At 60.5% G+C, this 12,566-nt stretch carries 12 protein-coding genes and 1 other RNA gene; 6 read left to right on the top strand and 7 right to left on the bottom strand.

Going from position 1 to position 12,566, the window contains the following annotated elements:
• Positions 1–41 precede the first annotated feature (41 nt).
• Positions 42–218 (top strand): DUF1328 domain-containing protein, encoded by a 177-nt coding sequence (locus tag ACSZOQ_RS11165; protein ID WP_439922602.1) that lies wholly within the window; start codon positions 42–44, stop codon positions 216–218.
• A 12-nt stretch (positions 219–230) separates the two neighbouring features.
• On the opposite strand, the gene ACSZOQ_RS11160 is transcribed toward ACSZOQ_RS11165, so the two are convergent.
• Entirely contained in the window at positions 231–746 is a 516-nt protein-coding gene (locus tag ACSZOQ_RS11160) for a thioesterase family protein (protein WP_439922601.1), read from the bottom strand.
• A gap of 291 nt (positions 747–1,037) precedes the next feature.
• Here ACSZOQ_RS11160 and ACSZOQ_RS11155 point away from each other — a divergent pair, with 291 nt between their 5' ends.
• A complete protein-coding gene (locus ACSZOQ_RS11155; protein ID WP_439922600.1) occupies positions 1,038–4,865 on the top strand; it encodes an AsmA family protein in 3,828 nt (1,275 codons plus the stop codon).
• Positions 4,866–4,944: 79 nt separating this feature from the next.
• Here ACSZOQ_RS11155 and ACSZOQ_RS11150 read toward each other — a convergent pair whose 3' ends face one another.
• The 6 genes from ACSZOQ_RS11150 to ssrA form a co-directional block, all read right to left on the bottom strand.
• Positions 4,945–5,265 (bottom strand): ribbon-helix-helix domain-containing protein, encoded by a 321-nt coding sequence (locus ACSZOQ_RS11150; RefSeq protein ID WP_439922599.1) that lies wholly within the window; start codon positions 5,263–5,265, stop codon positions 4,945–4,947.
• A gap of 320 nt (positions 5,266–5,585) precedes the next feature.
• A complete protein-coding gene (locus ACSZOQ_RS11145) occupies positions 5,586–5,840 on the bottom strand; it encodes a ribbon-helix-helix domain-containing protein (RefSeq protein ID WP_439922598.1) in 255 nt (84 codons plus the stop codon).
• A complete protein-coding gene (locus ACSZOQ_RS11140; protein ID WP_439922597.1) occupies positions 5,837–6,025 on the bottom strand; it encodes a DUF4169 family protein in 189 nt (62 codons plus the stop codon). The genes ACSZOQ_RS11145 and ACSZOQ_RS11140 overlap by 4 nt, the downstream gene beginning before the upstream one ends.
• 202 nt (positions 6,026–6,227) lie before the next feature.
• Positions 6,228–7,637, bottom strand: coding sequence for a class II fumarate hydratase (gene fumC / locus ACSZOQ_RS11135; RefSeq protein ID WP_439922596.1), 1,410 nt, complete (start codon positions 7,635–7,637; stop codon positions 6,228–6,230).
• Between the two features lie 89 nt (positions 7,638–7,726).
• Positions 7,727–8,260 (bottom strand): SspB family protein, encoded by a 534-nt coding sequence (locus ACSZOQ_RS11130; RefSeq protein ID WP_439922595.1) that lies wholly within the window; start codon positions 8,258–8,260, stop codon positions 7,727–7,729.
• 169 nt (positions 8,261–8,429) lie between these two features.
• Positions 8,430–8,787, bottom strand: a transfer-messenger RNA (tmRNA) gene (ssrA, locus tag ACSZOQ_RS11125).
• Positions 8,788–9,005: 218 nt separating this feature from the next.
• Here ssrA and ACSZOQ_RS11120 point away from each other — a divergent pair.
• The 4 genes from ACSZOQ_RS11120 to hflC all read left to right on the top strand — a co-directional run bounded on the left by ACSZOQ_RS11120 (position 9,006) and on the right by hflC (position 12,535).
• A complete protein-coding gene (locus ACSZOQ_RS11120; RefSeq protein ID WP_439922594.1) occupies positions 9,006–9,800 on the top strand; it encodes a thymidylate synthase in 795 nt (264 codons plus the stop codon).
• Positions 9,801–9,820: 20 nt separating this feature from the next.
• Positions 9,821–10,333 carry a dihydrofolate reductase gene (locus ACSZOQ_RS11115; protein ID WP_439926019.1) on the top strand — a complete coding sequence of 171 codons (513 nt, stop codon included), beginning with the start codon at positions 9,821–9,823 and terminating at the stop codon, positions 10,331–10,333.
• Positions 10,334–10,493: 160 nt separating this feature from the next.
• On the top strand, positions 10,494–11,648 hold the full coding sequence (hflK, locus tag ACSZOQ_RS11110) for an FtsH protease activity modulator HflK (protein WP_439922593.1): 1,155 nt from the start codon (positions 10,494–10,496) through the stop codon (positions 11,646–11,648).
• On the top strand, positions 11,645–12,535 hold the full coding sequence (gene hflC, locus ACSZOQ_RS11105; protein ID WP_439922592.1) for a protease modulator HflC: 891 nt from the start codon (positions 11,645–11,647) through the stop codon (positions 12,533–12,535). The genes hflK and hflC overlap by 4 nt, the downstream gene beginning before the upstream one ends.
• Positions 12,536–12,566 lie beyond the last annotated feature (31 nt).

Raw genomic sequence — 12,566 nt, 5'->3', positions numbered from 1 at the left:
CCACGCGCGAGAGGGGCGCGCAGAGAGAATGGAGATCAGTCATGCTGAGCTGGGTCGTGACATTTCTGGTTATCGCGCTGATTGCCGGTATTCTGGGCTTCGGAGGCATCGCAGGTGCCTCCATCGAAATCGCCAAAATCATCTTTTTCATCGCGCTGATACTGTTTGTGGTTTCGGCGGTGGTCGGACTGATGCGGGGCCGTCGCCCCGGTGTATAGCAGGGACGCCGGTTAACGGGACTTCGAGGGCATCGCGATTTGCCGACCGATGCCCTCGGGACGCGCCACCGCGCTATGGGCTTCTGCGACGGCCTGAATGCGCGCACGAATATCGGGCGGGAAAGGCGCTACTTTGCGAGCGGCCATATTGACGTGAACGGTCATGTTTTCGGACGTTGCCGATAGCCATCCTTCAGTGGCGTGCCGCAACTCCTCGAAGGTGTGCAGACGCTTTTCGTCTGCGGCGATCAGCAGAATGGACACCCGCACCGGGTCGTCCAGATGAATTTCCCGCAAGTAGCGCAGATGACACTCGGCGGTGAACGTCGAGCCGTTGCGCGTTTTCACGTAGTCGGGCCCGATTCCAAGCTTGAGCCAAAACTCGTCGGTCGCCCGGTCGAACAGGACGTTGTAGTAGGCCATGTTGAGATGGCCGTTGTAGTCGATCCACTGCGGTTCGATCCGCATGACCGAACACTGAAAGGGCTCGGGCGTATGGTCCGCGTCGGTGGAGAACGTACCCTTCATTCTCTGTCCTGCATTTGTCGGCTTCTCTTGATTGACTATACATGTTTTGCTTCGGTCTTCTTATCCGAGGAACTGCCATTGGCGTGATGCCGGAGTCCCTTCGGCCGCGGGAAACGATGCCGATCGTCGCTGCGACTTCGCCACAGTTGGCGATATTATGTTGCATCGGCTCATTTGGTGCGGTCTTGCAGGCTTGGGATCGATACGGCAGTCTTAGGCTCAGGCACGATGTCCGGAGAGCCATACTGAAGCGGATTTCGATTTTGCCGGAACGGTTCAAGGGGAGACACCGTGCAGACCACGCTGCTCGGCCTGGCGATCACATTCATTGTCGCGCTCATCGCCGCGCTGATCGGGCCGTATTTTATCGACTGGAACCGCTTTCGACCCCAGTTCGAGGCGGAAGCGGCGCGCGTGATCGGCGCGCCAGTGCGGGTTGACGGCGGGCTTGACGCCCGGCTGCTGCCGTCGCCGTCATTGAAGCTTCGGTCGGTGGTTGTCGGAGGGCCGAACGATCCCGGCAAGGTGCGTGTCGACAACCTCGCGGTCGAATTCAGCCTGGGCTCGTTGATGCGCGGAGAATGGCGCGCGACCGAATTGACGATCAACGGCGTCGCGCTGGACCTCGGCCTGGATTCCGGCGGGCGGATTGATTGGCCGCTGTCGTCGCGGTCGCTCGATTCCGCTCCGTTTTCCATTGACAGGCTGAACCTCACGGGCCGCGTAGCGCTTCATGATGCGGCAAGCCGCAGCACCCTGGAATTGAATGACATCGCTTTCAGTGGCGACCTGCGGTCGTCGGGAGCGTCCATTCGCGGCGACGGCAATTTCGTGCTGTCAGGAACGCGCTATCCGTTCCGGATATCGTCCGGACGGGCTGGCGACGGCGATGCTAGCCGCATTCATCTTGCGATCGATCCCGGAATGCGTGCGGCATCCATCGACCTCGATGGGATTTTATCATTCGATGCGCGCGCACCGCATTTCGATGGTGCGCTGACGTTGGCTGGCGCTGCAGAATCCGCCGGCAAGAATTTTTCGAGTGACCCGTCTCAAAGACCATGGCGTGTGTCGACCAGGATCAAGGCCGATCCGAACGGTGCGCGGCTGGAGCAGGTCGAAGCGAGCTATGGTGCTGGCGATGCTGCGCTGAGGCTCGCAGGCGTTGGCGATGTTCGTTTCGGCGCGTCGCCCCGGATTCATGCCGAGTTGTTCGCACGTCAGCTCGATGCAGACCACCTGCTTGGCAAGGATCGGGATGCGCCCGCAAAGGCATTGCCGGCATTGCAAAACTATCTAACGAAAATTCCGCAATCGTGGCTTGCTGTCGAACTCGGGATCAGCGTGGATCAGATTACGCTGGGTGGCCGCCCGATACAAAATTTCGGTACTGACTTACGCAGCGATGCCGCATCATGGGCAATCAGTCGGTTGGAATTTCAGGCCCCCGGCGCAACGCGCGTGGCTGTTAACGGTCAGATTGCACAACCCGGGCCATCTTCGCATTTCGACGGTGCTCTCGATATTGAATCGCTCGATCCGGATACGTTCGTTGCCTGGCTGCAAGGTCGCAGCGAAATCATCCATCAAATCCAAAAGCCATTGCGTCTGCGTGGCAATTTGACCGTGGATTCAAGCGAGATCGCCTTTGACCAGCTCAAGGCCGATATCGAGGGCAGCAACGTCGAGGGACGGCTGGCGTTTATCAGTCTGACGGAAGGGAAGGGCACGCGAACCGATGCCGAACTCAGAGCGGACCGTCTCGATCTCGACGCCGCGGCTGGTCTGGTCCGCGCGATCGCAGGGCCGCAAGGCGGTTGGCCGGACGAGGGACGGTTGTCGCTGAATGTCGATAGTGCGAGGTCGGCAGGGCAGGAGTTGCGTCTGTTCACCGCCAAATTGAGCTATGGCCCAACGGCAATCTCGCTCGAGCAATTGAAAATTGGCTCGCCCGGCGGCCTTACGATGGAGGGCTCCGGTACTTTCGACCGCATGAATGCAACCGGGCAGCTATCGTTGAATGCGACATCGGCGTCGGTTGCGCAGATGACGGGCTTGATTGCTCCCGTCGCGCCGACCATCGCGGCGCGCTTCGATGCAATACCTGCGGCCGCGGGAGCTGCGCAACTCCACCTCACGCTCAACGTCGATAAAAACCCAGCCGACGAGAACAAGGCCGATGCCAGCGCGAAGCTCAATGTCGATCTGCCGCAACTGAAAGGTTCGCTGTCACTGGTTGCGGCACCTTCGCTCGCGGCCGTGCGCACAGGCGATCTTGATGAATTGGCGCAGAGTGAAGTGACGCTCCGGATGAAGCTGACGGCGGAGCGGGGCGGGGCCTTGCCGGCTTTCCTGGGTCTCGATCGCGTGATCGCGGTTGGCGACCGGTCCGTGCTGAAGGGCACGGCGACGGGAGCATGGCATGCTCCGATCCGGTTGAACGCGAAGATGTCGGGAACCGATCTGGATGCCGAAGTCAAAGGGACCGTGGAGCCATGGTCATCGGATCGGAAGGCTGACCTTAATCTCGCAGTGCGCCGCGTCGATCTCGGGCCGCTGCTGGATCTCAAGCCATCCGATTCCCGTGCCCGAAACATTAGCCTGTCGTCGCATGTCACATTGGCCGGCAGCAAGCTGATCTTCAACGATCTCGATAGCACGGCAGCGGGTGCTCGCATGCGCGGGCGAGTTGCGGTGAATCTGGGTAACGAAAACGTCGTAGACGGCGAAATCGGAATGGACACGCTCGATCTCGCATCGGCGTTTGGCCTTGTCGTCGGCGCCGCGGGACATGATACGGCGGAGCCACTGGCTGCCGGCTTGCCGCAAGGTTGGCGCGGTCAACTTGCATTCGAGACGCTGCGCGGCGTGCTGCCGGGAGGCATTGAATTGCGACCCTTCAGCGGCATTGTCAAAGCTGACGGCCATTCGGTGACGTTCGATGCGATGAAAGGGAAAATCGGAGATGGCGATGCCACGGCTCGCCTCGACATACAGCAAGCCGCCGACGGTGTTGCCTTGAAGGCCGAGGTTCAACTCACTAACGTCGACGGTCCAGCGTTGCATTACGGTGCGCTGGCAATGCCTGCTGGCCGCGCCTCAGCGCAGATGACATTTGCGAGCCAGGGTCGCAGCGCGTCCGCGCTGGCTGGAGCGTTGTCCGGCAACGGTCTGGTCACCCTCGAGCATGCGCGCATTCCAGGACTTGATCCGCACATGTTCGACGCTGCTATCAACGCGAGCGATGGCGGAGCATCCGGCGACGACAAATTGCAGCAGATCGTGGAGCAGTCTCTGTCCACGAATCCGTTTGCGGTCGCATCGGCGCAAATTCCATTTACTGTGACGGATGGCCGCTTGCGTGTCAGCCCGACGGCTCTAGAGGGCGACGGCGCGCAGGCCATCGTCTCCGGCGGTTATGACATCGCGGCGGATCAGGTCGATATCCGTGCCGGCCTTGCTTCAACGTCGGCCGGGTCTGCAAAAGATCGTCCGGAAGTTCAGATATTCGCGGTTGGACCGCCCGACGCGATCCACCGCAACATTGATGTTGCCGCGCTGTCCTCATGGCTTGCGGTGAGGGCAATCGATCGTGAAACCCGCAGGCTCGACTCGATCGAGCAAAGCATGGCCCCGTCACCTGCGCCGCCTCCTGCCGCGCCGCCACCGGCGACGGTATCGCTTCCAACTGAACAGTCACCCGTTTTCGCTGAACCATTGGTGACGGACGGCGCGCCTGTCGCCAATGCGCCGCTGCCGAAGCGTGATCCGCGGCGGCCTCGCTTGAGCCCTGGGATGGTCATGCCGCCGCCGGCGATGGCATCGCTTCCAACTGAGCTATCAGACGTTTCCGCTGAACCATTGGCGACGGACGGTGCGCCTGTCGCAAATCCACCAATCCCCAAACGCGATCCGCGGCGGTCTCGTGCTAAATCCCGGCCGGCCATCCCGTCGCGTCCGGCGGTCACGCCGCAGGCGTTCAATGCGCCAACGCCGCCTTGGGTTGCGCGCCTGCTGGCACCGGTCGAGAAAAGGCCTGCGCCGATTCCAAAGCCTGTCCAGCGGCGCCAGCCGCTGGTGCAGAGGCCGCCGGCGTCGACCGCGCGACCCACTCTCTAGACTTAGTTCGGGCAAAGAAAATGCTCGACAACAAAATCCCGGAGCGAGGATTCTGAATCCCTCAGAACCGAGAATGTTGCTATTCCGGACCAAGCGGAACGAGCCGCGTCGACGGTGCCTGACGTTCGCCGATGAACATGGTGCTCGCCGCCCGTGTACGAAAATGCTCGAGTACATACAGACGGATCGCAGAGGACAGATTGCTGGTCCTGCGATTGGTATCGATCGAGGCGATTTGCGTGGAAAGCGTCATGCCCCGCCGCGTCGCGATATCTTTCAGGCTTGTCCAGAACGCGTCTTCGAGACTCACGCTGGTCTTGTGACCGCCGACGACCACCGATCGTTTAACGACGGCATATTCGCGCTCGCCGCGGCCATCACCGCTTTGGTCGATTCGCATGATTGACTCCATCTGGTTTCCGGCAAGCGTCATCATCAGCGCACGATGACATCTCACCGGCGGCTTGTTCGGTCTAAACTGCGATAGGAATGCTGCAGACCATCAGGGGACCGCGCCGCAGGCATGCAGTTCACCTTCGGCGGGCCACTTCTGATCGGCGTGGTGGCTGATCATCGAAGTACAGGTACATAATAGCTGAAGAGGCCGAGCACCGGTATTCGGGAAACAACCTAAGTGTTGCTCACTATCATGACGTCGACGTGAGCAGACATACGGATAGGATTCGCGGATGGGATTCGCAGCAGAGGATTCGATGCCCGCTATCTGGCGCCGGGGCTGTTTTCGGATCCTGAAGCCGTCGCGCGGCTTCGAAAGTAGTCCAGGACGAAAAGGCGGATAGCCGAGGAGAGGTTACCCTGTTGGCGGTTGCTGTCGATCTCGCCGACCAGTTCGGACAGCGTCATGTCGCGCAGGCCCGAAATTTCTTTCATTCCGTTCCAGAAAGCCTCCTCGAGGCTCACGCTGGTCTTGTGGCCGGCCACCACGATCGATCGTTTCACCACCGGCGATTTCATGATGCGTCCTCGGCGTCGATGCGGTGCTGATCGAGCAGACGTTTCTCCCGCATCACACGCTGTTCGATGAGATCGCGCTCCGCTTTAGGGCGGCCGAAGCGTGCTCGATTGGCGTCGGCAATCGTCGCCATACGCTCCCGTTTGGCGCGCTTCCTGCGCTTGTTTAAATTGACCACATCCCCCATGACCGAATTCCGCCATCTCAAACGTTGGGAACGCGTACCGCCCTGCAAAAGCGGTCATCAGTAGTGCTGTACCATGATGCACCGCAACAGTGGTAGAAAATATTGTCTAAATCCTTAGACTATATGAAATATAACTATTTCTGAGGCGCTGGTTTTTAGAATGTCAGCCTCGCCGGTGGCGTCTCCGGTCCGACGGGTAGGGTCATCCGGGTCGCGTCATTTTGTCGGGCTGCACCAGCCGGTCGAACTCCGCGGCCGTGACAAATCCGAGCCGCTGAGCCTCCTCCTTCAACGTCGTTCCGCGGGCGTGGGCGGCTTTGGCGACCTTTGCGGCGTTGTCGTAACCGATCCTTGGCGCGAGCGCCGTAACCAGCATCAGCGAGCGTTGCATCAGTTCGCGAATCCGCTGCTCGTCCGCGCGAATTCCATCGATGCAGTGCTCGGTGAAGGACCGCACGACGTCGGCGAGCAATAGTATGGAATTGATCATACAATCTGCCAGAACCGGCTTGTAAACGTTGAGTTCGAAGTGCCCCTGGCTGCCGGCGACGGTCACAGTGGTATGGTTCCCGAACACCCGACAACAAACCATGGTCATCGCTTCACACTGGGTCGGATTGACCTTCCCCGGCATGATGGACGATCCAGGTTCGTTTTCGGGAAGGACCAGCTCTCCGAGGCCCGAACGCGGCCCGGACCCCAGCAGACGAATATCGTTCGCGATCTTGAACAGGCCCGTTGCGACCGCGTTGATCGCCCCATGAGCGAAAACATAGGCGTCGTTGGAGGCCAATGCCTCGAATTTGTTGGGAGCGCTCGTGAACGGCAGTCTTGCAAGCGACGCCGCGTGTTTCGCAAACAGTTTCGCAAATTTCGGCTTCGAGTTCAGGCCGGTCCCCACGGCGGTCCCGCCTTGCGCCAGCGGATAGAGGTCCTTTATCACGGTGCGAAGCCGCGCGAGGCCGCTCTCGACCTGCGCCGCATAGCCGGAGAACTCCTGGCCGAGCGTCAGCGGCGTCGCGTCCTGGGTATGGGTCCGGCCGATCTTGACGATGTGAGCGAATGCCTTTTCCTTTTTGCGCAGAGCCTTGAGCAGAGCGGTCAGAGCAGGAACCAGGTCCGATGCGATGCCCTGGGCGGCCGCGATGTGCATTGCTGTCGGGAACGAGTCGTTCGACGACTGGCTCATGTTGACGTGGTCGTTGGGATGAACGGGCTTCTTGGTGCCGAGTTCACCGCCAAGCAGTTCGTTGGCGCGGTTGGCGATCACCTCGTTGAGGTTCATGTTGGTCTGTGTGCCGGAGCCGGTTTGCCAGACTACCAGCGGGAAATGATCGTCGAGCTTGCCGTCGATCACTTCGCGCGCGGCGCGAATGATTGCGGTTGCACGCCGCTGGTCGAGCAGGCCGAGCTCGCGATTGGTCTGAGCCGCTGCGAGTTTGACGATGCCGAGCGCCCGGATGAGTGGCATCGGCATACGACCGTCGCCGATGCGGAAATTCTGCCGGCTGCGCTCGGTCTGGGCTCCCCAGTAGCGGTCGGCTTGAACTTCGATGGGGCCAAAGCTGTCGGTTTCCGTGCGTGTCCTTGTTCTGCGTGACGACGAAGCCATGGATGAAGTCCGTTATGCTCGATGCGGCGACGGCAAACGCAAACAGCCGCATCCCGAGGATTAGGACACCTCGCCAAATGCAACGCGGACTACTTCTTCTTTCGGAAGCGGTCCAGCCTGACAACCTCGGCGCCGTCGCCGGGTTTGGGTTTGTCTTCGGATTTGTCTTCGGTTTCGGCCGCGACGGGCAGTGCAGGAGCGTCCGGAACGGCCAAGACCTGCGGCGAAGGCGCTCCTGGCGGCATATCGGCCGCAGTTGCCTCGGTCTCGGCGGTCTCGAACTGCAGACCGAACTGTACCGACGGATCGAAGAAGCTTTTGATTGCGTTGAAAGGAACCACGAGGCGCTCGGGCACGCCGCCGAACGACAAGCCGACCTCGAAGCGGTCCTCGGTCACCGTCAGATCCCAGAACTGGTGCTGAAGAATGATAGTCATTTCCTCAGGGTGCTGGGCTAGAAGGCGGGGCGAAATCTTCACCCCGTCGGCCTTCGACAGAAAAGTGATGAAAAAGTGATGCTCGCCCGGCAGCCCTTGTTCGGCGGCATCCATCAGCACCCGGCGTAGAACGCCGCGCAGCGCGTCGCGCGCCAGCACATCGTATCGGATTTGATCGGTTGCCATCGGTTAGTCTCGTCGCCTCCGCAGAGTCGTGCAACTCGCTGCGAGCGTTTGAAGCCGACTCGCACTGTTTGCTGATGGTACTCCGGCGATCGCGCCAGGTCAGCAACGGTCAGGTCGGACGGGTGAAAATTATTGTCGCGGCTCGTTGAGTAGGCTGCGAACGGATGAAAGTGGAGGCTTCTGTTGCCAGGTGCCTCCGAACCCCGCCTAGCGGAGCTTAACCCGCTAGGACTTCAGAATGGTCTTTCAAACTGCGTTACGCAGCCTGAGCAACCGGAGCATAGTTGTCGTTTGCAACTATTGCATAGCCCGATAACGGCGGAACCATACCGAGAAAAAGCGAGCCCTTTACGCCCTCGTCGATCCTGTTTCGCCCCCGCCGGAACCCGCATCAGCCGGGTCGGGCTCTGGTGGAGGCGCCGGGTACTGCCCCCGGGTCCGAATGGTTTATTACGACGGCCGTTTATTTCCATAGCCGGCGAACCGGCACCCTGAATATAGTCTGCAAGTGTTGAGGAAAAAAGGGTGCTCGACGGCACATTTCGCGCTTTCGGTTGGCGCCACACCGGAAATCGAGCGAGGTTTGCTCGGCCCGACCCCGTTACCCTGGATGTGAATGTGGAGGCAAAACCGCGTCTTGCCCCAGCGATCCCGTTTTTCCTCGGTATAATCCGGGCAAAAGCCCGAGTCGTTGCTGTCGGCCCGGCCGGTCGGGCGCTAAGCTGACTCGAAGAGCGCCAATGTCATGAACCAGTACCACGATCTGCTTGAACGAATACTCAGCGACGGTGCGAAGAAGCATGACCGTACCGGCACCGGAACGTTGTCCATCTTCGGGCATCAGATGCGTTTCAATCTCGCATCGGGATTTCCGATGCTGACCACAAAGAAGCTCCCGCTCAAGTCGATCGTGCATGAGTTGCTCTGGTTTCTGAAGGGCGAGACCAACATCAAGTATCTGAGGGACCACGGCGTCTCGATCTGGGATGAATGGGCCGACGCCAACGGCGATCTCGGACCGGTTTACGGTTCGCAGTGGCGCTCATGGCCTGCGCCGGACGGACGCAGCATCGACCAGATCGCCAACGTGGTCGACATGATCAAGCGCAATCCGGATTCGCGGCGGTTGATCGTCAGCGCGTGGAATCCGGCCGATGTCGACAAGATGGCGCTGCCACCATGCCACTGCCTGTTTCAGTTCTATGTCGCCAACGGAAAACTATCGTGCCAGCTCTATCAGCGCTCGGCGGATGTGTTTCTGGGCGTGCCCTTCAACATCGCGTCCTATGCGTTGCTGACGATGATGGTCGCGCAGGTCACAGAGCTCAAGCCCGGGGACTTCGTGCATAGCCTCGGCGACGCGCATCTCTATTCGAATCACCTCGAGCAGGCACGGCTTCAGCTCACCCGGCCGGCGCGTCCGCTACCGACGATGACGATCAATCCCGAGGTGAGGAATATCTTCGCGTTCCGCTACGAGGATTTCAAACTCGAGAACTATGATCCCCATCCCCACATCAAAGCCGAGGTCGCGGTGTGATCGCGGCTGTCTCTCGGCATCTGGAAATTGTTCTGGTCGTCGCGGTGGCCGAGAACGGCGTGATCGGCAAGGGCAACGATATTCCGTGGCGGCTAAAGGCCGACCAGCAACGCTTCAAGGCGATCACCTTGGGCAAGCCCATCGTGATGGGCCGCAAGACCTTCGACTCGTTGCGCCGGCCACTGCCGGGACGGACCAATATCGTCATCACCCGCGACCCGGACTTCGCTGCGACCGGCGCCGTGGTGACGCGATCGCTGGCGGACGCCCTTGCCGTCGCAAGAGGGGATGCGCTGCGACGTTCGGTCACCGAGATTGCGGTGATCGGCGGCGCGGAGATTTATGTCGCGTCGATGCCGGCGGCGGATCGTCTCGAAGTCACGGAGGTTCACGCCGAGGTCGATGGCGATGCCGTTTTTCCAACGATCGATCCGTCGGTTTGGCGCGAAACCGACCGCAGCGGAAACCGGGCGATCGCGGGCGACACCTCCGACTATTCTTATGTGACATATCGTCGTCGGACGCCGCATTAATCGAACTCCGCAACGTTAACATTGACAATTTTCTGTTCGGATATAGCTCCTTGCAGCCAACAAGCCGCGTTGTAAGGGTCGTGAGCGTCCCCTATAAGGTCGAACAGACAGAGCGAGGCTGGGGGTTGCGAAGCCCGGATCCGCGCGGAGGAGAGTGTCGATGCCGTGGAAGAATCAAAGCGGAGGTCCGTGGGGCTCTGGTCCAAAAGGACCATGGGGATCCGGCCCGCAGCCGGCGGGGGGACCGAAGCCTCCCGATCTGGAGGATCTGCTGCGCCGGGCCCAGGAACGCATCAAGCAATTGTTGCCCGGCGGACATCTGAGCGGCATGGGCATCATGCTGATACTGATCGGTGCGATTGTGATCTGGGGCATGTCCGGTTTCTTCCGGGTGCAGTCGGAAGAACTCGGCGTGGTGCTGCGCTTCGGCAAGCACGTGCGGACCGTGCAGCCGGGCCTCAACTATCACCTGCCGTATCCGATCGAGTCGGTGTTGCTGCCAAAGGCGCTGCGCGTCTCGACCCTCAATATCGGTTTGACGCTGGCGCAGGACCCGGCGCGGAACACCAGCACGATGCGCGATGTGCCTGAGGAAAGCCTGATGCTGACCGGCGACGAAAACATCGTCGACGTCGATTTCACCGTGTTGTGGCGGATCAAGCCGGATGGGGTCGGCGACTTCCTGTTCAATATCCAGAATCCGGAAGGTACCGTCAAAGCTGTGGCCGAAAGCTCGATGCGCGAGCTGGTCGGGCGCTCAGATATTCAACCGATTCTGACGTCCGAGCGAACCAAAATTGAAATCTCGGTGCAGGATCTGATGCAGAAGACGCTGGACCAGTACGGCGCCGGCGTTCTGATCCAGCAGGTGCAAATGCAGAAGGTCGACCCACCGACTCAGGTCATCGATTCATTCCGCGACGTGCAGGCGGCGCGCGCCGACCTTGAGCGACTGCAGAACGAAGCCCAGACTTATGCCAATCGCGTCATTCCCGATGCGCGTGGACGGGGGTCGCAGATCGTGCAGGATGCTGAAGGCTACAAGGGACAGGCCGTCGCCGAAGCCAAGGGTCAGAGTTCCCGGTTCCTGCAGGTTTATGAAGCCTACAAGGCGTCGCCTGAGGTGACGCGTGAGCGTATCTACCTGGAGACCATGGAAAAGGTGCTCGGGGGCGCCGACAAGCTTGTGTACGATCCGGGTTCATCGTCTTCGCCGGGTATTGTGCCTTACCTGCCGCTGAACGAATTGACATCGCAGCGCGGCGGCTCCGCGACCGCGAACCAGCCAGCCAAGACGAACGGGAGCGCCCGATGAAAATCGGAGTTTTAGGGATTGCCGGGCTCCTGGTTGGTCTGGCCTTGCTGGTGGTGGCATACAGCGCCGTTTTCACGGTGAACCAGACCGAGCAGGTGCTGCTGGTGCGGTTAGGCGAACCGGTGCGTGTCGTCACGGAGCCGGGATTGCATTTCAAGGCGCCGTTCGTTGATTCCGTGATCGCGATCGACAAACGAATTCTGGACCTCGAGCAGGCGTCGCAGGAAGTCATTGCATCGGATCAGAAACGGCTCGTTGTCGATGCGTTCGCGCGCTATCGAATCAAGGATGCGCTGCGGTTCTACCAAAGCGTGGGCAGCGTCCAGGCAGCCAATATTCAGTTGACGACGCTGCTCAATGCGTCGCTGCGCCGGGTTCTGGGCGAGGTAACCTTCATCCAGGTCGTGCGGGATGAGCGCGAACAACTGATGGGCCGCATTCGCGATCAGCTCGACAAGGAGGCCAGCGGATACGGCATCTCGGTCGTCGATGTCCGGATTCGGCGAGCCGATCTGCCGGATCAGAACAGCCAGGCGGTGTATCAGCGCATGCAGACTGAGCGACAACGCGAAGCCGCCGAGTTCCGCGCTCAGGGTGGTCAGAAAGCGCAGGAGATCCGGGCCAAGGCTGATCGCGAAGCGACCGTGATCGTGGCCGAGGCCAATTCCGCGGCCGAGCAGATCCGCGGCCAGGGCGATGGCGAGCGCAACCGGCTGTTTGCTGAGGCGTACAACAAGGCTCCGGAATTCTTTGCGTTCTACCGGTCAATGACCGCCTACCAGAACGGATTGAAGGGCAGCGACACGCGCTTCCTGCTGAGGCCCGATTCCGACTTCTTCCGTTTCTTTGGGCATCCGGGCGGCAGGCCTTCGGCGCCGAAGCCGTAAACCGGAAACATTACGATGCCGGGGGAGACGC

It is taken from the genome of Nitrobacter sp. JJSN, from assembly GCF_051912485.1.
In the GTDB taxonomy this organism is placed as follows: domain Bacteria; phylum Pseudomonadota; class Alphaproteobacteria; order Rhizobiales; family Xanthobacteraceae; genus Nitrobacter.
Note: the sequence above shows the minus strand (reverse complement) of the source record. Positions and strands in the feature narration are given on the sequence as shown.